Origin of the sequence: Paenibacillus wulumuqiensis (assembly GCF_000971965.1) — a bacterium.
In the GTDB taxonomy this organism is placed as follows: Bacteria; Bacillota; Bacilli; order Paenibacillales; family Paenibacillaceae; genus Saccharibacillus; species Saccharibacillus wulumuqiensis.
This window is the reverse complement of sequence record NZ_KQ040792.1, coordinates 277,717-300,255: the sequence shown is the minus strand read 5'-3', so window position 1 is coordinate 300,255 and position 22,539 is coordinate 277,717. Positions and strand designations below refer to the sequence as shown.

Below are 22,539 nucleotides of genomic sequence, written 5' to 3'. Positions count from 1 at the left end.
GAGTGAAGATGCTGCCTTATTGCTGCCTATCACTCATTTGGACACACCATATACATCTCCGGTTACACGACTGGCCAGGTCACCGTACACGCTGTCCGTCACCGAAGTCCTCGGATCACCGCTGAGGGATACTTCATTAATACTGACGTACGTGCCTGTCGTATGCACTTCAATCTCGATATATTTGTAATAACCCGGTTTGATGGCGATCGGCTCCAATACCACGATACCGTCTCCGCCTGGTGCATGGACGGTTGCTTTGTAATAACCGATGTCTTCCCATCCATGCTCCCAGCCACTCCATCCTCTGATAATATACTCGTCCTCACGGACATCGGATCGATCGCGGGCTACCGGGGAGAACTGGGTGATCAGCTGCATCGTATCCACAAAAAAGTCACTTCGGTTAAGAGAAATCTCGAGAGTACCATCGTCATTTGGCGGATAGTTGGGGTTGGTGTAATACCAAGATGAGTAGATGTCACTATCCAGTGCAGCACCCGGGGTGAGATTCAGATCCTTGTAATACGGACCTGTATAGGCGCCCACGCCATCCGGTATGGTCCTGGGAATGAGGCGGGACTTGGGTACGGTCGTCAGCTCCGGGGAGTAATAGATGGTGCCATTGATGTTTACCGCTATTTTAAAATAATAGGGCTGGTCATTGGTCAGATTGTAGATTCTCGTACCAAGATGACCTCGCCAGGAGGCGACGACCTTATTCGTGTAGGACCCAGGCTTGGTGCCGTAATATATAAGCGTCTCTCCATACCCGAGGTGCTCCCATGTCAGCAGCGCCGCTCCGCTCAACTGGGAGACGGTCGCATTCTCGAATGTCTTGAACGTTCCTGTCGTCAGATACAGCTCGTTGATCGATACCCAGGAAGCGCTGGAATCGATGGAAATGAGTACTCCACTGTAGTTGCCTTCTGTTACCGGAATTCTGTCCAGCATCGTGACCGTTCCATCTTCCCGGTGTTCGATCGTGCGTGATGCGCGGCCAATCTCTTTCCAGCGGTCTCCCTCGAGACCGTAGATCAGGTACTTTTCCGTGCTGGTAGGTGAGGCGGCAGCCGCGATCTCAATCCCATTCATCTTCACACTCTGATTGAATACGACGCTGATGACCCCGCTGTTTCTGCCTGCATTCCAGGCTGTTTTCAGATCCCCGTCTGCCACCCGCTCCGGTATGTTGCTCCGGTGCGAAGTATGGGCGGTAATCAGACTCCCACTCGGTACATCGATCCGGTTAAACTCCTGCTCCTCTGCCTGCACCGGTAAAGCCGGTACACACCATGCCATCACACAAACCATGCACAAAGCAGCACACATCACACGCCAGTTCATGAATACCCTCCTTTATAGTTGAAGATTCAACTCATTATACTGCCGTGTCAGCCGAATTTAATACATTTATTTGTAAATTTTCCATAACTATTTAAGGTGAGGATATATCCATCTGGATGATGAACGCATGACAGGAGCCTTTATAAAACGAGTAAGAAATCAGTGAGATGGATGATAGTTGCAGACGCCAAAAAGAACTCCGAATCTCATGAAGAGAAACGGAGTCTCTATCAATTCATTTCAATAGCCGTGCCCTGTTCCACATCCACCAGGAAATGTATCGGTTTCAAAGGATCTTCTCTGGATGGCATGATCTGGTCTGTTGTGCTTACTATGTATTGATTGCTCTGGTCTGTCGACTTCATCGTAATCCAGCCTATTTCTTCTCCTGCGGTATATGCAACCGAATAGGCGGAGCCCATCCCGATCGGCACCTTAATCGTCTGTTCTTCACCGGTTGCCCTATTTTTGAGATAAATCCGTTCAGAGGAATTGCGCTGTGTACCATTCACAATCTCCAGATGATATTCATACTTTCCATCAGCGGTTATCCTTGTCTCATCTGCACTGACCTTCTCTGTTAGCCACCCTACTGTACTTGTACTGATATATCCAACAAAAGAAAACAGCAATATCCCGACTGATATCATTACCGGAACTATCGTACGGAGCCGGTCTACAAACACTATTATTTTGAGCAAATCATACAGAGCTATAATAATCAGTCCTGTCAGAGGAATCCCGACTCCTACCAGTATGATGGTCTCCACCAGATCCACTGCCCCTTGAAAAGCAGCTGTTGCTCCCAGCACCATCCACAATAGCGCAACAATGCCTGCAGCAATGACCATACCATACAACATCTTCAACACCTTCTGCATAAGCGCCTCCCTTCATAAGTGATATCTATATCATATGTTTTGCTACTGCCAGTATCAAGCCTATCTAACTATTAGCCATTTGATACTGATATTCTTGATACTGTGCCTGAACAACCACCATACCACAACCTGTTAAAAACCCTTTAACAGCAGGGTTTTCCAGCATTTTAATGAGTATTATTTTTCTTTTTATATCATCTTTTTTGATACTTCATGACAGTATTAATACTTTTGATACTATGTGTTAATACTACTTGATACAGTATTAATACTATGTTAATATATCAAAAAGAATGATTTTTAACATCCGACTTCTCCCTGGGGGCTTCGCTATGTATCAGAAAAATTCTAACGCTGAGAGTATACGTAATCACGTGCTTCAATATTTGCAAAAAGAAGGCAAAACCGGGTTCGCAGTGATCCGCAAATATCTGGAACAGCTGCCGAAGAATTATAGTGAAGGATCGATCATTGGTGCACTGCGCACAATTGCAGACCGTGAACCTCGTATCGTAAAGATCAAGGAAGGCACAGCCGCTTACTACGATCTGGCTGAGAATCAGCTGCACAATCAGGCGCCAACACCCTCTTCCTCCAGCCGGGAAATAAACATACCGATTCCACGTGTAGAGCAGGAACCCCATATAATGCTGATCAAGGATATTGAACAGCTGATTATCGATCTGAATATGAAGACCCAGGAACTGAACATCCTGATGATGGAAGGCAAAGTCAAAGACCGGGATGCCTACTATATGGGCCTGGCGATCAAGGCCAATGAACTGCAGACACTGGTGCTCCAGAACAAGATCACCAAGGCATAACAAGACGAGACCTGGAAATCTTCCATATGAACAATACAGCCTGATGATCCCGGCCAGCCTTTTGATGTTCGGAGCGTCCTTATCTTTTTGGCAGCATCATGCTTCGCCTTCCCTTCTCCCCTTTCGCTTCTATGTATTCTTTTGCCGACTCTGCCTTGGCAGATCGTTAATCATAAAAAAAGAGCTGTGCATTCCACGATGATGTGGAGTGCACAGCTCTTTGACTATTCACTTTATGATTTGCAGGTGTTATTTTACTTCCAGCGTCCAGCCAAATGGATCTTCGACTGCGCCTTTCTGGATGCCGGTCAGTGTCTCGTACAGCTTGGCCGACAGTTCGCCGGTTTTACCTTCGTTGATGATCAGTTTCTCGCCCTGCCAATTCAGTTCACCGATCGGAGAGATAACCGCTGCGGTACCTGTACCGAACGCTTCTTCCAATTTGCCGGAACGGGAAGCTTCTTCCAGCTCGTCGATGGACAGCAGGCGCTCTTCAACCGGAATATTCCAGTGCTTGAGCAGCTGGATGATCGAATCGCGGGTAATGCCGTGCAGGATGCTGCCGTTCAGCGCCGGAGTTACCACGGTGCCGTCGATTTTGAAGAAGACGTTCATGCTGCCGACTTCCTCGATATATTTGCGGTGTACACCGTCCAGCCACATGACCTGGGAATAACCCAGCTCGGTTGCGCCTTCCTGTGCTTTGAGACCCGCTGCGTAGTTGCCGGCTGTTTTGGCCATGCCGACGCCGCCGGGAACCGCACGTACGTACTTGGATTCCACATAGATTTTGACCGGGTTGATGCCTTCGGCGTAATAGGCGGCAACCGGGGACAGGATGATCATAAATTTGTACTGATGGGATGGCGCTACACCAAGTGCCGCTTCTGTAGCAATGACAAACGGACGGATATACAGGGAAGTGCCTTCGCCTTCCGGAATCCAGTCCTTGTCGATCAGAACCAGCTGACGCAGTGCTTCGAGAGCGATTTCCGGATCGATCTCGGGAATGCTCAGACGCTCATTGGACAGGTTCAGACGCTCGATATTTTTGGTCGGGCGGAACATGAGGACGCGTCCGTCTTCGGTCAGGTACGCTTTCAGACCTTCAAAGATCGTCTGGCCGTAGTGGAATACTTTGGCTGCCGGGTCCATGCTGATATTTTGATAAGGAACGATGCGCGGATCGTGCCATCCTTGTCCATGATCATAATCCAGAATGAACATATGATCTGTAAATTTACTACCGAATACCAGACCTTCTGTTGCAGGTTTGGCTTTCGGGCTTGTTGTCTTTTCGATTTTGATATCGATCGTCATGGTCATGTCTCCTTAACAGGCGTTACTTGGGATTGGTTTCATTAAATCATATCACTTTTTACAGAGCAGCGAAAATAGCTAAATCCAATAACTTGATAGCTGCCTGGTTTTTCCGTATAGTTTCTATCCGCCTCGCAGCTATTTTATGCATCATGGTCGTCGGTATTCAGACCATCCCTTATGCAAAAATAGTGTATATTCATACAATTTCTTATGGCAAAATAGCAAACGAACGCACCGGGAATCCGGAAGCTTTTTCAGCTTTGGGTACGATGTTAAAAATTACTGCACCTTTGGGTGGAACTAGATCCAGATTTTTCAGCAGTTCTACCTGATATGTATCCTGATCGAGCACATAATACTCTCCGAGCAGCGCACCATTGTGGGTATAATCGGTAGCGGCATCGGTATCAAATGTCTCGTGACCGACTGCCTTAATCTGGCGCTGCTCAAATAACAGCTGCAATGCTTCCATCGACCAGCCGGGCGCATGGTTGTTGCCCTGCTCATCCTTGTTTTCAAATCGCTCCTGGCTCGGCCAGCGCTTGCTCCAATCGGTACGCAGTGCCACAAAGCTGCCGGGTTCAATCCGTCCATGCTCATGTTCAAACGATTCAATATCTGCAGCAGTCAGCCTGTAATCCGCATCCGCCGCCGCTTCGGCCGATTTGTCGATAACGACCAGCGGCAGGACCAGCTCCTTGAGATCCAGCTCCTCCAGGTAACGGGCATCCCGGACAAAATGAATCGGTGCATCCAAATGCGTCCCGTATTGTCCGGCAAAGCTGAACTGCTGGGCGAAAAATCCATCATTGTGATCGAACATCGTTCGGAACTCTGCCGCTGGAAAGGCAGCGAAGTGCGGTGAATCCGGGCCAAAGGTATGAGTCAAATCCACCCATGTTTTGCTTTTGATCAGTTGGAATGCTTGCAGTAATTCGTTGGACATTACCGTCACCTCTTTCCTGATTTCGGGATGCTGTCATTGACACCGTCATGCCTATCGATCTGCCGAAGAAGCAGATTGGAATCCACTTCTGCTGCTGCCTATCGCTCAGGCAGCAGCAGACTTTGTCCAAGTATATCGCCGATATTTTACAAACGTCAATCTGCTGCATGTTGATGATGCCAGGCTGTATTCGCTGTCCTCTCCATATCACACGGGCATTTCCACATCTCGCCGGCCAAACGTTGTCAGCGATATGTCCGGCTTATTGCGCATTATTTCAGGGCGGTACACCGGATCTGCAGATGTTCCCTTTACACAGGTATGGTATACTCGTCTCAATTTGAATACACCACCTGCCATTTGGTGAAGGAGGAATGTTTATGAATATCCCGGAACATAATTCGAGGAACAATATTGAGCGGTTTAACGGCTTTCAGGAATTGTATGACCAGCATCGTCCCCAGACTCCCCAGATGGTCGTGGATCTTCTGACCAATTATTTGCAAAGGCGACCCGGGCTGGTCGTCGATGTGGGATGCGGCACCGGCTTGTCCACGATGATCTGGCAGGGACGGGCAGCACGTGTGCTCGGTGTCGAGCCGAATGAGGATATGATCACCGTCGCCCGGCGCAAGCTAACCCAGCAGACAGATACGGACCGTATTACTTTTGAACAGGGGTATTCCAACCAGCTGCCTGTCGACAATGGCGCAGCCGATATTATTACCTGTTCGCAGTCCTTTCACTGGATGGAGCCGGTTAGTACCCTCCAGGAAGCAGCGCGTGCGCTCAGCACAGGAGGGGTCTTTGCCGCCTATGACTGTGACTGGCCGCCGACGATTAACTGGCAGTTGGAACGGGAATATGAGCATCTGATCCGTTTGTCTGACCGGCTGATCGAGCAGCATGGCGATCCGGACACCGCAGCGAGCAAGCGGGACAAGAATTCCCATCTGCAAGCGCTGCAGGACAGCGGCCATTTCCGCTTCACCCGTGAGATTGTATTCCATCATACAGAGCCGTGCAGTTCGGAGCGCTATACCGGTCTGCTGCTCAGCCAGGGCGGCATTCAGGCTGCACTTCGGCTCGGTTCGGCGGCGCAGCATCTGGAATCGGAGATCGGTATTTTTCAGGCGATGACGGATGACTTTTTCCGCGGGGGCGTAATTAACGTATTGTTCAGCTACCGAATGCGGCTGGGGATCAAATAAATCGATCTGAACCGGTGACAACACGCACAGCCGGGAAGCGGCTGCCAGCTGTGCAGGAGCACTGGCAACCGGACTACGTATTATCCTGATATGCGCCAGAAAAGCCTGTAGGCAGATTCGTTCTGCTTACAGGCTCTTGGTCGTTCCATTTTCTTTTTCATCATAGTGCCAACTCGTAGTATCAGCTTATATTTTCCGTGTTCTTGCCAACATATTTCCCACTATTTTGCCCGATTTATTCTTTCCATCATGCTGCAGCTTTCTGATCCGCACAGCTGGAAGGTGCCATTCTACCAAAGATAGCCGATCAGGCACGGACCAGATTGATATGATCCAGATCGGTGCTGCTGTTGAAAATGAACTCCAGCTTGTAGTCACCACGGATATAAGTCATCTTGGTCTGCTTGCCTGCTCCACTGCCAATCGTGGTCGTCGAAGATGGCGCATACCACTGCTGTCGCAGCAGCTTCATCGTTATTCCGCCGATATTGGTCTGGCGCTCCACATTGGTGCCAAAGTAGCGCAGCTCGGTCAGCACGTTATTTTGATAATGAAAAGCATATCCCGGATGCCCCATATTGGCGGTGTACTGATCATATCCGCTGGCACTCTTGCGCGGCACTTCGGCAGCACCGAAGCGGTCGATCACTTCATCTCTCGTCGTCTTGCCTACTGTAAATGAACTTACATCTCCGGGGAACTGCCCCCGAAGTGCAGGCTTGTAAAAGCTGTTCAGGTTCTTCAGCACGAGCTTCTGCGCATAGCTGCTCTCTGCGGCTTCGGCGTGAGGCACCGGTGTGAGCACACCATAGCCGGCTCCTGCTGTGCCCAGCACGGTCGCTCCGGCAATCGCCGCAGCGAGCATTCCTTTTCGTATGGATGGTTGACGTAGCATATTGCATTCCTCCTTGATCCTGCCTAATAAGACGAGCCCTGATTAGTAAAAGTTACCCTGTCTGCGCCAAAACGTAACAAAGTTATATTCCTTTTTTGACATATCCGAAACTGCTGCTGACCCATGAGGAAACTGTATATATAGGCAGCTGCAAGGCTCTCTTTTTTCTTTCATTCAACCGGATAGCGATCTGCAACCAGGAACGGTTAGCACTGCCTCAAACAGGGTATTGAGAAGCAATATGCTTTTCGTGCGGAGCGCAGTCCAGCAGGTCTGCCTGCGCCCTAGCCCAAGCGACTTTGAGAAACCGAGGTGTCCTTATGAATTCTTCCGACAATCGTCCGGGCTCGACTGCAGAGCCGTCCTTTACCACACATCGTCCGAGAATCGTACTGACCGGCGCGACCGGTTATATCGGTCATAATATGCTGAATCAGCTGGTGCGTGATTACGATGTAATCGCCCTGTCCCGCCACAATCGGGAAGAACATAACAGTGAGCATGTGGAGTGGCGAGCCTGTGATCTGTTCTCCATGTCTGCGGCAGACGAATGTCTGGAAGGTGCGGATTATGCGATCTATCTCGTGCACTCGATGATGCCGACGGCCAAGCTGACTCAGGCCAAATTCGAAGATATGGATATTATCCTCGCCGATCATTTTGCCAGGGCTGCCCGTAAAAATGGAATCAAGCAGATCATCTACCTGAGCGGAATCATCCCGGAACATGTGCCGCGCGAGCAGCTGTCCCGCCATCTGCGCAGCCGCCTCGAAGTGGAGCAGGTGCTCGGTTCCTACGGTGTGCCGGTGACCACAATTCGTGCCGGACTAATCGTGGGTCCGCAGGGTTCATCCTTTCCGATTCTGGCCCGTCTCGTGCGTAGACTGCCGGTCATGACGCTGCCGGAGTGGACACGGACGATGACACATCCAATCGCCCTGTCGGATGTGCTGAATGCCATTCAGCAGAGTATCGGCAGCCCGCAGCTGTACAGCCGGGCGATCGATGTCGGCGGACCGGATGTTATGACGTATAAGCAAATGATGGAAAAGACCGCGGAAGTCATGCACAAGCGACGGACATTTATCGATATACCGCTGCTGACAATCGGGCTGTCCCGGCTGTGGGTAACGCTCGTTACCCAAATGCCCCGGGAAATGGTCTATCCGCTGGTCGAGAGTCTGGCCCACCCGATGGTCGCCCATGCGGATCATCATGTGCCAGGCATCAGCGATGGCAAAGTCACGTTCGAAGATGCGGCCCGGATCGCCCTGGAACAGGAATCCCAGCAGCAGCACAAACAGAAACAGCGTCAGCACAGCAAGCCCAAAAAGTCCTCTGCCACGGCAGCAGCAGCCGTATCGGATGTACGCTCTATCCAGCGCGTGCTGATGCCCAAGGGCAAAAACGCCCGCTGGGCCGGCAGTTATTATATGGACTGGCTCGGACGCTTCCTGCCAGGCATCGTGCGAACGGAGCAGGATCAGCCGGGGCGCTACCGCCTGTACGTCCGCTTCCTGCGCAAGCCGATTCTGGAGCTGACCTTTTGCCCGAAACGCAGCGATGCTGAGAGAGCTGTCTACTATATTACTGGCGGGGCATTCGCCCGGACCAAGGAAGCGCATGAGGGACGTCTGGAGTTCCAGCAGATTTCCGGCACCCGGGAATGCGTGATCGCGATCCATGACTATCTGCCGTCCCTGCCCTGGATTCTGTACAAATTTACGCAGGCCCAGGTGCATCTCTTGGTCATGCATGCGTTTCGCAGACATCTGCTGCGCCTGATTGCTGCCGACGGGCAGGATCATCCATCGTCTGCGTCCCAGCCTTCCCATTCGCAGTAACGATATATCCATCCTTACAGGATAGCACCCGCCGGTGTTATCCTTTTTGGCATGGTCTTCCGTTAAGACGGTATTGCACCACAGCTGGCTGTTTTTGCGGTCCCCATACGGAGCAGACAGCGAACTTATCCGTTATCTCCTACCAACTTATGCTAAAATGACAAAATAAGATGCATATACCGCCACCCACCGAGAGGAGTCTGAATAGCCTTGAAGAACGAACTGATTGAACGCCTGACCTCCTATGTACAAATCGATACCCAGTCCAATGAAGAGAGCGATACCTGTCCTTCCACACCCGGCCAGTGGGATCTGCTGCGCCAGCTGGTGCAGGAACTGAATGCCATCGGCATGGAGGATGTGACGCTTGACGATAACGGTTATGTGATGGCAACCCTGCCGTCCAACACCGACAAGGATGTTCCTGTCATCGGCTTCATGGCTCACGTCGATACAGCGACTGACTTTACCGGCAAAAATGTAAAACCGCAGCTGGTCGAATACCACGGCGGCGATATCCTGCTGAACCAACAGTTCGGCATCGTACTGTCCCCACGGGATTTCCCAGAGCTGGAGACCTATCATGGTCATACCCTGATGACGACAGACGGCACCACCCTGCTCGGCGCGGACAACAAAGCCGGCATCGCCGAGATCATGACGGCCATGCACCATCTGATCCGCAATCCGGAGATCAAGCACGGCAAGATCCGCGTCGCCTTTACCCCGGATGAGGAAATCGGGCGCGGTCCGCACAAGTTCGATGTGGCTGCCTATGGCGCACAGTATGCCTACACTGTAGACGGCGGTCCGCTCGGTGAACTGGAATATGAGACATTCAACGCAGCGGCAGCCAAAGTGATCTGCAAAGGCACCAATGTGCATCCCGGCACGGCCAAAGGCAAAATGATCAATGCCGCCAAGATCGCCATGGAGCTGCACCGCCGCCTGCCGGTGGAGGAAGCGCCCGAATTTACGGAAGGCTACGAAGGATTCTATCATCTGACCTCCATCCATGGTGATGTGGAGCAGACACAGCTCTCCTACATTATCCGTGACTTTGACCGCGAAGCGTTTGAACACAAGAAAAATACGCTGACCAGCATTGTGCACGAGTTCCGTCAGACCTACGGCGAAGACAGCATCCTGCTCGAAATCAACGATCAGTACTACAATATGCGCGAGAAGATCGAACCGGTGATGCATATCGTCGATACAGCCGAACAGGCGATGAAAAATCTCGGCATTACGCCGCTGATCAAGCCGGTACGCGGCGGTACGGATGGAGCCCAGCTGTCCTACATGGGACTGCCTACACCGAATATCTTTACCGGAGGCGAGAACTACCACGGCAGATACGAATACGTCTCTGTCGATAATATGGTCAAATCCACTGAAGTGATCGTCGAGATCAGTCGTCTGTTCGAAGAGCAGGCTTAATCGGCTTCGATTCATCTGACCGTTTACATCACCTGCAATCTCTGCTACGATGCAATATAATATTATTCCCATCCAGAAAGTAGGTTATAATCCATGACTTCTTCTCCATCTTCCCTGCTGCGTACGACTGCACCTTTTCGTGCAGATCACGTAGGCAGCCTGCTTCGTACTGACAAAATCAAACAAGCTCGTCTTCAGCAGTCTTCCGGCGCAATCACCGCCGAACAGCTGCGCCAGATCGAAGACGAAGAGATTCGCCGTATCGTCGCCAAGCAGGAGGAAATCGGCCTGCAGTCGATCAGTGACGGTGAATTCCGCCGGGCATGGTGGCATTTTGACTTCCTGGAAAATCTGGATGGCGTCGAAGCCTTTGAGGCAGAGCAGGGTATCCAGTTCCACGGCGTAACGACCAAGGCACGCGGGATCAAAGTCGTCGACAAAATCGACTTTACCGGTCATCCGCACCTGGACGATTACCGCTTCCTGCACAGTGTAGTCAGCCCGGATCGTACCGCCAAAATGACAATCCCAAGCCCAAATATGCTGCAGTTCCGCGGCAAAATCGAATCCGATCTGTACGCAGACAGCGATGTGCTGCTGAATGATCTTGGTCTCGCTTACCAGAAAGCGCTGCGCGCCTTTTACGATGCGGGCTGCCGTTATCTGCAGCTGGATGATACGTCCTGGGCAGCCTTCTTCTCTGACGAAGCCAAAGCCAAGCTGCGTGCGGAGGGCAAAGACCCGGATCGTATGCTCGCCGATTCCGTCAAGCTGGTGAATCTGGCTGTTGCGAACCGTCCGGACGATATGGTTATTACAATGCATATTTGCCGTGGTAACTTCCGCTCCACCTGGACCGCTTCCGGCGGTTATGATGGTGCGGCGGATGCGATTATGGATCAGCTGAACCTGAATGGACTGTTCATGGAATTTGACGATGAGCGTTCCGGTTCGCTCGATGTACTGCGCCATGTGAAGCGTCGTGATCTGCAGATCGTACTCGGTCTAATCACTTCCAAGCATGGGGAGCTGGAGAGTACGGATGATATCAAGCGCCGGATCGATGAAGCGGCCAAGTATGTCAATCTGGATCAGCTCTGCCTGAGTCCGCAGTGCGGATTCGCTTCCACCGAGGAAGGCAATCTGCTGACCGAAGAGCAACAATGGGAGAAGCTGCGCCATGTCATCCAGATCGCCGAGGATGTATGGAAGTAAGACAGCTCCGGCTGGCAGCCCATCCCGCATCATGAACCCGACAGGAGAGATTACGATGGAATGCCGTCCTGGCTGTGCAGCATGCTGTATCGCCATATCCATATCATCCCCTATTCCCGGTATGCCGGAAGGCAAGCCTGCCGGTGTCCCCTGTATCCATCTGACCTCCGAACGCCGCTGCGGTCTGTTCGGCCGGCCGGAACGCCCGGATGTATGCGGTGGATTGGCAGCTTCACTGGAAATGTGCGGCACGTCGGACGAACATGCTTTTGCCTATCTGGAAGAGTTGGAGCGACTGACTGCACCGGATGTACATCAGTAATAGGCAGCTGTGGATGGTGGAATATATTGCTTCACCAGCTATACTTTATACCGGAATCCTGTAATTACAGGAGCGGCTGACTGCGGTCGGCCGCTCTTTTTGTATTCGAATTGCAGCATCACGAAATATTTTGACTTCCTTTATTAAGGGATATAGCCTATCATCTATGAAAATGAGACAATTACAGCGCATTATGACTGTATGGCTCATTTATCTTTTCATATTATGGATAGATTATACTATTATCCATAATATTACTAATTGTAAGTTGCTAAATATTATTCCGTCCCCCGCCGATAAATAGGTAATGTACTGCAATTGACCGAAAAGGAAGGGATAAAATGAGTGTAGTTGATGCTCTGATTAGCGTAATTCCATACTTCACCAAAGGTCTGCGTGAAAAAGCCGCCGTCTCCGTATATGATCACGAGAAGATCCTGTTCTACGAACAGCTGGGAGATTTCAACCTGGGTTATTCGACAGGCAGTGCGCTTGACCCCAGCTTTCATAATTTTAATGGTGTAAAAGATAAAAAGAACCCATCTATCTCCTTCTTCCCGGCCGAGGTATTCGGCTATCCGCTGGAAGGCATTTCCGTACCGATCATCGAAAACAACAAACTGGTAGCGATGTTCAACGTATTTTATGAGCAGACGACCGCTTTGAATCTGGATAAAATTGTGGATGAGAGCCGCTCTATCTCCAACAGCCTCGTCGATATGGTTCAGCATGTGGCTGCCCATGCCGAAGAGCTGCAGGCGACCAGCGAGCAAATTCTGCAAAACAGCAAAACAACCGTGCAAAAGTCGTCCAAAATCAATGAAGTGGCAACGCTGATCAAGGAAATCTCCGAACAGACCAACCTGCTCGGTCTGAATGCAGCGATTGAAGCTGCCCGTGTCGGCGAACTGGGTGCAGGCTTTGGCGTTGTGGCGACCGAAGTGCGCAAGCTGTCCGTCAATGCCAAGCAGGCGACCGGCGATATCGAGACGGCACTGCGCGATGTACAGGAGTCGATCCGCAACATGGAGCGGGAGATCGAACAGATCACCTCTTCCTCCAAGGAACAGGCGACGCTGGTCAGTTCCTTTACCGATGTGATTGAACGTCTGCAGAATACCAGTGCGACCATGCAATCACTGGCTGACAATCTGTACCATTACAGCACACCGAAAACCAAGTAAGTCGCTGTCTCTCTGATTGTATATTTGTTCTGCGAAACGACAAAAAAGACGCTCTGTCCATCAGAGCGTCTTTTTGCTGTGTCACCAGTGTTGTCGGTGTGATCTATTTCGGTACAGGAACGTTGTATCACCCTATCCTGCTGCCGATTTTTTCATTTATTTGCCTGTCTATTTGTGTGACATATGTACTGTCTCTATGCGATCCGGCTGCAGCATATGCACAGCCACCTGGTTGCGGCCGGCACGCTTAGCCTGGTACAGAGCCTGATCGCTCAGCACATACAGGGTATTCATCTGAATATCGGCGGTTGCCGGCACGGTCACTACGCCAAGACTGATCGTATACGCGATCGGCAGGACGTCCGGTGGATGATCCGCTATGGCCCGGCGCAGCGCTTCAGCGCATGCTGCTGCCTGCTGTTCATCCGTATCCGGCAGCAGTACAGCAAATTCATCGCCGCCATATCTGCCGAACAAATAATCTTCTGTCGTCAGCTCGGACAGACATTGTCGGATCCGGTCTGTCATATCTGTCAGCACACGGTCGCCGGTAAAATGACCGTATGTATCATTGATCGTCTTATAGGCATCAATATCAAACAGGATAAACGATACCTGCTTGCCCTGCCGCGCCAGCTTGTGGATGGTGTTGCGGCTCTCCACAATAAACGTCCTACGATTGAGCACATCGGTCATCTCATCATAGCTGGCCATCCGCAGCAGATCCATATCGGCCTGCTCTTTGGATAACAAGACAAAGCCGACATTTCCCAGAATCATAATCAGATAGAGCGCAATAAAGGATACGGTCTGGGACAATCCGACCGAGAACAGTCCGGCCTGTGACCCCAGCTGCAGCGTGGCCAGTGCCCGGTATAGCATACTGATCAGGACGACGCCATACAGATAACCGACCAACCTTTTTAGTGAAGAGGCGTGCGGATCACGGGTCAGCCGATAGACCGGGTACACCAGGAACAGTGCGGTTCCAATGGATGCGTAGATAATACGGGTCCCCTCGGAGACGTTCATCATATAAATGGCTGCAAATCCTGCAATACAGACGATCGTATACAGCAGATGCCATATGCGGACCCTGCGTGAATACGACTGCTGCAAAATCAGCAGCGCCGCTGTCTCCAGCGCAGCACCGGTGAACAACAGGGTATTCGCCAGTACAATCGAGAAGATCCCCGGCAGTATCCCGCGGAAGATCAGCATCGCCCAGGCAACTGCCTGAAACCATTTTGCCAGAATAAAAGTATTCACCGCACGATCCTTCACCGAGGAGCGCCGGTATGCACTAATGAGAATTACCGTAAAAATATGACCAAGCACCAGGGACATGAATACGGTCTTCATATCCAGATTGATATTCACGCTACCATCACAACCTCACTGTTGTCTGACAACTACAAACGTCCTGCGTCCGATAATTGCTGTTTGACTCAGTATACCATTTTCAGATGGTATGGTTGCTACGGAATACATCTTTCTTTGTAAAATTTTAGGCCTCTGCCATACGGTTCTGGAATTCGGCTATAGCGCTGTACTGCTGCTCCAGACTGCGGAAGATGGAGATATAGATTGGCAGCAGCTGGTGATAAACAGAGGTCGCTTCCGGCTGCGGCTGATGACTGTGGGTAGAACCGATCATCCCGGACACGATATCCAGCGAATCGATCCGGCCGGTGCCATACAGTCCAAGCACTACCGCACCCAGACAGGAGCTCTCGATACTCTCCGGCACTATCACTTCCTGGTCAAAAATATCCGCCATCATCTGGCGCCACAACGAAGAACGGGCGAATCCGCCGGTCGCATGAATACGGGCCGGACGTCCGATCTGCTCTTCCATTGCCAGCATGACGGTATACAGGTTGAAAATCACCCCTTCCAGCACCGAGCGGATCATATGCTCTTTGCGGTGCTTCATCGTCAGCCCGATAAAGGAACCCCGTGCATCGGGATTCCACAGCGGCGCCCGTTCTCCGGTCAGATACGGATGGAACAGCAGTCCGTCCGAGCCAGGTCGCACCTGCTCGGCGATCCGTGTCAGCACGTCATACGAGTCGATGCCCAGACGCTTGGCCGTCTCCACTTCCGAAGCGGCGAACTCATCCCGCACCCAGCGGAACAGCATCCCGCCATTATTAACCGGTCCGCCGATGACCCATTTGTCCTCGGTCAGTGCATAGCAGAAGATGCGTCCCTTCGGATCGGTCACCGGCTCATCCACCACGGTGCGGATCGCACCGCTCGTCCCGATCGTCACCGCGACGACACCCGGCTCAATCGCGCCTACACCCAGATTGGACAGCACCCCATCACTGGCACCCACGATAAATGGCGTCGACAGCGCCAGCTTCATCTCTGCAGCGGCTTCGGCATTCAATCCTTCGATCAGATGTGTGGTCGGTACCAGCGTCGACAGGCGATCCGGCGTAATACCTGCCAGACGAAGTGCTTCCGCATCCCAGTCCAGCTGCTTGAGGTTGAGCATACCGGTACAGGAAGCGATCGAATGATCGACAATATACTGACCGAACAGACGGGCAAATACATACTCCTTAATCGAGATAAATTTGGCAGTCTGGCTGAAAATCTCCGGATGCTCTTCACGCAGCCAGATCAGCTTGGTGATCGGGGACATTGGGTGAATCGGCGTACCGGTGCGCAGATACAGCTCATGTCCGTTCCATTCTTCCTTGAGCTTGCGGGCATACGGCGCACTGCGGTTATCCGCCCAGGTAATGCAGCGGGTCAGCGGCACTCCGTGCGAATCAACAGCGATCACACTGTGCATGGCCGAACTGAACGAGACAAACAGAATGTCATCTGCCTTCGTACCGCTCTGCTCCATTACGCCCGCAATCGTGTGCAGCACGGCGCGGTAAATTTCTTCCGGGTCCTGTTCGGCGGTGGCGGTGGTCGGGGTATGCAGCGGGTAGCCGATATTGGCCGAAGTGACGACGGTACCGTCCTGCTCGAACAGGACGGACTTGGTGCTGGTCGTTCCGATATCTACGCCGATCATTCGTTTCATGGTGGAGTCTGTCATTGGTATCAACCTGCTTTCATTGTAATGTGGTTCAGATGGGGCGAATACGCAGTAAAGCAGAACGGGTAAGGTGTATCTTCCCGCTCTGCTTTCCGGTTGGTGTGCTGCATGTGATTTCGATAGGATAATCCAGGTTTGTATTAGACGAATACGCTCAGGATCATAATGAAGATCAAGCCGACGACGGACAGGATGGTCTCCATGGCTGTCCAGGATTTCAGGGTTTGACCGACGGTCATGCCGAAGAATTCCTTGATCATCCAGAAGCCTGCATCGTTGACGTGGGACAGGATCAGTGAACCTGCACCGGTGGCGAGTACGACCAGCTCAATATTGACGCCGGTGCTGACGGCCAGTACCGGAGCAACAATACCTGCTGCGGTTGTCATCGCGACGGTAGCCGAACCGGTAGCGATACGGATCAGTGCCGCTACGAGCCATGCGAACAGGATGACGTTGATATGGGTCTGGCTGGCGATATCGGCGATCGCGCCGCCGACGCCGCTGTCGATCAGTACCTGCTTGAAGGCACCGCCGCCGCCGATGATCAGGATGATGCTGGCGGTAGGAGCCAGACATTCACTGGTGAAGCGGGATACATCTTCTTTGCTGAATCCGCGGGCGAATCCCAGTGAGAAGAAAGCAAACACAGCCGAGATCAGCAGTGCTATCACTTCATGTCCGATAAATGCCGCGACATGGGTAAATCCGTTAACGCCCTGCGGGTCCACGATGTCGGCAATCGATCCGATCAGCATCAGGATCACCGGCAACAAAATGGTGAACAGGGTAATACCGAAGCCCGGCAGCTGGCGGTCTTCCTTGGAAGCGAACTGATCTGCCAGTTCCTGCGGCGGATGTACAATGATGCGGTTACCGATAAATTTACCGAAGATCGGGCCGGCGATAATCGCTGTCGGCAGTCCGACGATCAGGGAATATAGAATGGTGCGGCCCAGATTGGCATTGTACGCTTCGATCGCAATCATCGGTGCCGGATGCGGAGGCACCAGTCCGTGTACCGTCGACAAACCAGCCAGAATCGGAATCCCGATCTTGAGCAGGGACATGCCGGTCTTGCGGGCGACCAGGAAAATAATCGGGATCAGCAGGATGACACCGACCTCAAAAAATACCGGAATGCCGACGATAAAGCCGACGATCATCATCGCCCAGTGGACGCGTTTGACACCAAAACGGTCGATCAGTGTAGTGGCAATTCGCTCGGCACCGCCGGATTCGGCCATCATTTTACCGAGCATTGTACCCAGACCGATAACGATCGCTATCGTTCCGAGCGTTCCGCCCAGACCGCCGGTGACGGACTTGATCAGATCCTGCGGATCCATGCCTGCCAGCAGTCCAAGCATCAGTGCAGACAGCAGCAGTGTGACAAATGGGTTCCATTTAAACTTCGCAATCAATACGATCAGAAATACGATCGCAATCAGTGTCCAGATAAGCAGTGTTGCATTATGACTGAGTCCAAATAATTGATCCAACGCGAAAACCTCCCTGTTTTCCTGCCTGAAGCCGGATGACTTCGGCTCTGTTTATGATGCCATGAAAAATTTTCAATCCTCTTTATGAAAATTTGAAATATTTTACGTAAAATTATAGAGCGCTTTCAATGCGAATGAATAATCCATATAAAATCTACATAAAATTCAATTGTATACTTGTCGACAAGTTGAACGTAAATATTCTGTTTTATCGCAGACATGGATTAGCCGACTCACGATTTGGCAGTTCATCCTCTGGTGTATCTGCTGCCGTTTCTTGATCTCCCCTTGTCCACTCCGTCCAGCCTGCCAATCAGGGCAGGCTGCGTTTGAGCGTCTGGGCGGAATCCGCAAAGTAGTTATTGACTACTTTATGAATAACTTCGGGGTCATGGGAACGCAGGCCATCGAGAATCATATAATGCTTGTCTGCGACCCAGTTCATTCGTTCCTCACCGGTCTGGAATCCCTTCTCGGTCGTGATCAGGATAACCGTCATCACAATCTGGCGAATGCTGTTCCACAGGTGGATCATCCGCTTGTGCTGTGCCTGCAGAACCAGCGTCTCATGAAACGTAAAATCCTGATACGCAAAGTCCACATAATCCCCATGCTTCACAGCGAGTTTCATTTTATCAATGATCCGGTCTAACTGTATTACCAGCGCTGCATTATCCTGCTCTGCCAGCCGCTGCTGGGCAAAGCTCTCGATCAGATAACGCACATCATACAGTTCTTTGACGTCTTCCAGATTGAGTCCCAGCACAACCGCACCCATTCGCTCCAGCCGGATCAGTCCTTCACCCGACAGCGTCTTGAGAGCATCTCGTACCGGCGAGCGGCTCGTACCGAAGTCGGCAGCGACCCGGTTCTCGGAGATGATCTCCCCCGGCTTGATCTGTTCATTTATAATTTGCAGCCTGAGCTGGCAGGCGATCGCTTCCCCGCGGGAAGCTCCCTGCATCCAGGCAGATGGATATTGCATGATCCAACGTCTCCTCTTATGCATAATAGGCACTGGCCGAACCGGTAAGCTGCGATATGTAGATGTTCCATCCGGCTCTGACGGCTGCTGCCGTTTCTTATTAATTCTAGCATAGATTCATGCGTGGGATGCATCCTCTTGCGTATTCCCAATTCCGGGTACAGGCCTCACTTCCTTACCTCGATTGATAACAGGACAAAAACGGCAAGCTGCCATTTTCAAATATCAGTATACTTGTATACAACTTTAAATATAATCTTACTACTCCCGATTTGCATTTGTAAAGAATAAATTGTAAGCGTTTCATAATCGGAAGTATTGCGGACTTTAATCTATACCCTTTTTTCTACCTTATAAACCCGGCTGCCGGTACGATAGATATAAATACGTGTCCGGTGCACATCCTGGCACGTAATCACTTGCTCCGGTTCCCAGTCCGGCAGGGCAAAATAAACGCTGATAATATACGTGCCCGGACGGGTCCGTTCGCGGAGGATAGGATTCAGCCGGGTCATCGCACCGGGAAATAAATAACAGACGATCAGATCCCCCTGCTCGTAGGCATACTCATACATATCACCTCGGATCAGACGGATGGGAGCACGCCCCGGCAGCAGGGCAAGCAGCCGTGAGACCACTAGCGGTACGAGCGAATTCTCAATACCCACTACACGGCAGGGCTGACAATAACGTGCCAGATGCAGCGCCATTGTTCCCCAGCCGGAACCGGCTTCGATGATCAATGGACCTTGAACCGGCACCTTATCCTCTGCAACAGTTGTCGATGAGGAAGTTCGCTGCTGTATGCCAATATGTACTGGATCATATACCGGGGCAGCCAATGGACTGGCTGTAGATCTGCTTTCTTTTCCGGCAGCGGCATACCGGCCGATAGCCTGCTGAACAGCCGCCAGCCGTTTCACTTCCTGCTCTACCTGACGGCGCAGAATGAGTGACGACGGTAGCGGCGAGATGCCGTTACGCCAGCTGTAATAGACGATCGACAGTAACACAAATAGAGCCATGATGAGCAGCAGTATTGATATTGCAGCAGAGAGCATATCCATATCTCCTTCATTACCGTGCAGGGTGCAGGTCATTATGTATTTTTCGTATGGTATCCCATCCATTGTACTCCACATCTTCCCGACAAATAAAATCCGCCTCCCGGTAAGGAAGGCGGACAACTACTGCATCCAAATACGATATAGCCGGATAGTCGGCTATACGCTGTTCCAATCATCTTGCAGACGTTACCTTATGAAGCGATCCAGCCGCTGCTTGCACAGCAACGGGATCATCGCTTTGCTCTTATCCTTTGACCGATCCGCCCAGCAGTCCGCGTACAAAGTACTTTTGCAGAGCGAAGAATACAGCCAGCGGTGTCAGCATGGAGACAAATGCAGCTGCGGTCAGCAGATGCCAGTCACTGCCACGCGATCCGACCAGGTTGGCGATACTCATCGACAGTACCTGTACTTCCGGCTGGGAACCGAGGAAGATAAGCGATACCAGATAGTCGTTCCATACCCACAGGAACTGGAAGATACAGATCGAGGCAAGCGCCGGTACAGACAATGGCAGAATCAACTTAGAGAAGATCGTAAAGTTGCTCGCGCCGTCCATAAAGGCCGATTCGAACAAATCCTTGGGCAGCTGGCTGATCGAATTATACATAAAGTACGTAATCAGCGGCAGACCGAAGGCGGTATGCGCCATCCATATCCCAAAGTACGTCCCGTTCAGTCCGAGTGCCGTATAGTCACGCAGGATCGGGATCAGTGCAACCTGCAGCGGAACGACGAGCAGTGCAATAACGACGATAAAGAATGCTTTGCGTCCCTTGAACTTCAGCCAGGCAAATGCATAGGCGGCAAAGGAAGCGATAAAGATCGGTATAACGGTCGACGGTACCACGACAGCAATGGTATTCCAGAAGGAACGTCCCATCCCGCTGCCCTGCTCCGTCTGCACCGTACCGTCCGGCTGGGTGATTTTGTACTCTTTACCACCGAGCACGGTCTCATAGTTCTGCAGGGTAAAGTTGGTCGAGGAACCCCATTTCTTTTCCTGCACGTCTACCGTACGAGAGCGTCGATTTTCCCAGATCAGGCGCTGATCGCCCACTTCTACCCCTGCTTTGAGCTGATCATCCTGAAACGTCTGTCCGTTCACCTGAATCGGCTTGCGCAGATCGGTCTCACGGTCCAGCTTGATCTGGCTGACGCTCTCCCACTGACGATGCGGAATCACGGTCCACCAGCCGGTCTGCAAAATATCTGCGGCCGGACGTACGGAGGAGATGAGCAGCCCCAATGTCGGGATGAACCAGACAACGCAGATAATGCCCAGAATCAGATTGACCAGCCAGTGACCTTTGCGGCGTGGAGCTTTGGCTTTTTTGCGCATTAGAGGTTGCCTCCCTTCTGAAGCTGACGAACGTTCAGGATGATGACCGGAATAACGGCGATCAGCAGCACGATCGCGAGCGTGGAACCGTAACCGGCATTCTGGTACATGAACAGCTGACGATAGAACTCGGTCGCAACAACCTCGGTACCGTACTGTCCACCGGTCATGATCATGACCACATCAAATATTTTCAGTGTAAATACAATAATGGTTGTTGTTACCGCGAGCACAGTGCCCGAGATCACCGGCAGCATGATTTTGAAGAAGATGCGGATCTCGCCCGCGCCGTCCATCCGTGCCGCTTCCAGCATATCTTCGGGAATCCCCTTGATCGCTGCCGAGAAAATAACCATCGCAAACCCGGTCTGCATCCAGACGAGAATGACGATCAGGAACAGGTTATTCCACGGCTGCACCATACTGAGCCAGCCCTGCGGCTGGAAGCCAAACTGGATAATAATCGCATTCAGCAGACCGATCTGCTCGTCGCCCGGTTGGTAGTAGTAGATAAACTTCCAGATAACCCCGGCAGCGACAAAGGAAATCGCCATCGGCATAAATACAATCGCTTTGGCCAGCCGCTCAAAACTGCTGCGATCCGCCAGTACAGCAACCAGCAGTCCCAGAATAACGCAGGCCAGCGTACCGATGACGACCCACATCAGATTGTTGCGAAGCGCGGTCAGCAGCAGTCTGTCGGTAAAGACTGCCCCAAAGTTAGCCAGTCCGACAAACTTGGTGGAATCCGCGTTAAAAAAGCTTAGATACAATGTACGCAGCGTCGGCAGGAACAGCAGCCAACCGAGCAATAGCACGGCAGGTCCGACGAATACATACGGGGTGACCCTTTCTTTCCATTTATCCGGATACTGCTCAACAACCCAGTTCAGACTAAAGTAAATGGAGTAGATGCCGAAGATCCCCCAGATGACGGCCAGCAGTGCATTAAACATCGGAGGAAGACCGGAGTCACGGAAGAATAGGAATATTAGCGTATGCACTCCCAAATTCAGTAAAGGAACGAGGATGGATAACAGAATCAGGCGCGGTGTGAAGCGCTGTTTGCCCCTTACATTGATTTCATTGCCTGCGTCCATTTGCTTTCCCCCTTTGGCATTTGCAAAAATGCTCCCTTAATCACACCAAA

The 22,539-nt window shown here is 51.6% G+C and carries 19 protein-coding genes; 7 read left to right on the top strand and 12 right to left on the bottom strand.

The annotated features are described in order from the left end of the window. Positions 1-33: 33 nt before the first annotated feature. A complete protein-coding gene (locus tag WH45_RS01290; protein WP_046212580.1) occupies positions 34-1,347 on the bottom strand; it encodes a hypothetical protein in 1,314 nt (437 codons plus the stop codon). 230 nt (positions 1,348-1,577) lie between these two features. Then, positions 1,578-2,228: a hypothetical protein gene (locus WH45_RS01285; protein WP_046212579.1), complete on the bottom strand. Its 651-nt coding sequence runs from the start codon at positions 2,226-2,228 to the stop codon at positions 1,578-1,580. A gap of 332 nt (positions 2,229-2,560) precedes the next feature. Here WH45_RS01285 and WH45_RS01280 point away from each other — a divergent pair, with 332 nt between their 5' ends. Beyond that, on the top strand, positions 2,561-3,052 hold the full coding sequence (locus tag WH45_RS01280; protein WP_046212578.1) for a hypothetical protein: 492 nt from the start codon (positions 2,561-2,563) through the stop codon (positions 3,050-3,052). 249 nt (positions 3,053-3,301) lie between these two features. On the opposite strand, the gene WH45_RS01275 is transcribed toward WH45_RS01280, so the two are convergent. Then, a complete protein-coding gene (locus WH45_RS01275) occupies positions 3,302-4,372 on the bottom strand; it encodes a branched-chain amino acid aminotransferase (protein ID WP_046212577.1) in 1,071 nt (356 codons plus the stop codon). Positions 4,373-4,583: 211 nt separating this feature from the next. Further along, the gene (locus WH45_RS01270) at positions 4,584-5,321 is read right to left on the bottom strand and encodes a cyclase family protein (protein ID WP_046212576.1); all 738 of its coding nucleotides are present in this window, start codon (positions 5,319-5,321) and stop codon (positions 4,584-4,586) included. A gap of 380 nt (positions 5,322-5,701) precedes the next feature. On the opposite strand from WH45_RS01270, the gene WH45_RS01265 reads away from it, so the two are divergent. Further along, the gene (locus tag WH45_RS01265; protein WP_046212575.1) at positions 5,702-6,532 is read left to right on the top strand and encodes a class I SAM-dependent methyltransferase; all 831 of its coding nucleotides are present in this window, start codon (positions 5,702-5,704) and stop codon (positions 6,530-6,532) included. A 307-nt stretch (positions 6,533-6,839) separates the two neighbouring features. Here the strand turns inward: WH45_RS01265 and WH45_RS01260 are convergent, their stop codons facing one another. Further along, positions 6,840-7,427, bottom strand: a complete 588-nt coding sequence (locus WH45_RS01260; RefSeq protein ID WP_046212574.1) for a YjgB family protein — start codon at positions 7,425-7,427, stop codon at positions 6,840-6,842. Between the two features lie 320 nt (positions 7,428-7,747). On the opposite strand from WH45_RS01260, the gene WH45_RS01255 reads away from it, so the two are divergent. The 5 genes from WH45_RS01255 (at position 7,748) to WH45_RS01235 (ending at position 13,432) form a co-directional block, all read left to right on the top strand. After that, on the top strand, positions 7,748-9,271 hold the full coding sequence (locus WH45_RS01255; protein ID WP_046212573.1) for an NAD-dependent epimerase/dehydratase family protein: 1,524 nt from the start codon (positions 7,748-7,750) through the stop codon (positions 9,269-9,271). Positions 9,272-9,481: 210 nt separating this feature from the next. Continuing rightward, positions 9,482-10,711 (top strand): peptidase T, encoded by a 1,230-nt coding sequence (gene pepT, locus WH45_RS01250; protein WP_046212572.1) that lies wholly within the window; start codon positions 9,482-9,484, stop codon positions 10,709-10,711. 93 nt (positions 10,712-10,804) lie between these two features. After that, complete coding sequence (locus WH45_RS01245) at positions 10,805-11,926, top strand: 5-methyltetrahydropteroyltriglutamate--homocysteine S-methyltransferase (protein ID WP_046212571.1); 1,122 nt, start codon at positions 10,805-10,807, stop codon at positions 11,924-11,926. 55 nt (positions 11,927-11,981) lie between these two features. Then, the gene (locus WH45_RS01240; protein ID WP_046212907.1) at positions 11,982-12,248 is read left to right on the top strand and encodes a YkgJ family cysteine cluster protein; all 267 of its coding nucleotides are present in this window, start codon (positions 11,982-11,984) and stop codon (positions 12,246-12,248) included. Positions 12,249-12,589: 341 nt separating this feature from the next. Beyond that, the gene (locus WH45_RS01235) at positions 12,590-13,432 is read left to right on the top strand and encodes a methyl-accepting chemotaxis protein (RefSeq protein ID WP_046212570.1); all 843 of its coding nucleotides are present in this window, start codon (positions 12,590-12,592) and stop codon (positions 13,430-13,432) included. Between the two features lie 168 nt (positions 13,433-13,600). Here the strand turns inward: WH45_RS01235 and WH45_RS01230 are convergent, their stop codons facing one another. From WH45_RS01230 to WH45_RS01200, 7 genes are all read right to left on the bottom strand, one after another. Next, the gene (locus WH45_RS01230; RefSeq protein WP_052723561.1) at positions 13,601-14,812 is read right to left on the bottom strand and encodes a GGDEF domain-containing protein; all 1,212 of its coding nucleotides are present in this window, start codon (positions 14,810-14,812) and stop codon (positions 13,601-13,603) included. Between the two features lie 127 nt (positions 14,813-14,939). After that, positions 14,940-16,493: a gluconokinase gene (gene gntK / locus WH45_RS01225; RefSeq protein WP_046212569.1), complete on the bottom strand. Its 1,554-nt coding sequence runs from the start codon at positions 16,491-16,493 to the stop codon at positions 14,940-14,942. 140 nt (positions 16,494-16,633) lie between these two features. Continuing rightward, entirely contained in the window at positions 16,634-17,995 is a 1,362-nt protein-coding gene (locus WH45_RS01220) for a GntP family permease (RefSeq protein ID WP_046212568.1), read from the bottom strand. 313 nt (positions 17,996-18,308) lie between these two features. Continuing rightward, positions 18,309-18,980 carry a GntR family transcriptional regulator gene (locus WH45_RS01215; RefSeq protein ID WP_046212567.1) on the bottom strand — a complete coding sequence of 224 codons (672 nt, stop codon included), beginning with the start codon at positions 18,978-18,980 and terminating at the stop codon, positions 18,309-18,311. 332 nt (positions 18,981-19,312) lie between these two features. Beyond that, entirely contained in the window at positions 19,313-20,041 is a 729-nt protein-coding gene (locus WH45_RS01210) for a class I SAM-dependent methyltransferase (protein ID WP_052723560.1), read from the bottom strand. Positions 20,042-20,291: 250 nt separating this feature from the next. Further along, positions 20,292-21,389, bottom strand: a complete 1,098-nt coding sequence (locus tag WH45_RS01205; RefSeq protein ID WP_046212566.1) for a carbohydrate ABC transporter permease — start codon at positions 21,387-21,389, stop codon at positions 20,292-20,294. Beyond that, entirely contained in the window at positions 21,389-22,489 is a 1,101-nt protein-coding gene (locus WH45_RS01200; RefSeq protein ID WP_046212565.1) for a carbohydrate ABC transporter permease, read from the bottom strand. The genes WH45_RS01205 and WH45_RS01200 overlap by 1 nt, the downstream gene beginning before the upstream one ends. Positions 22,490-22,539: the final 50 nt, after the last annotated feature.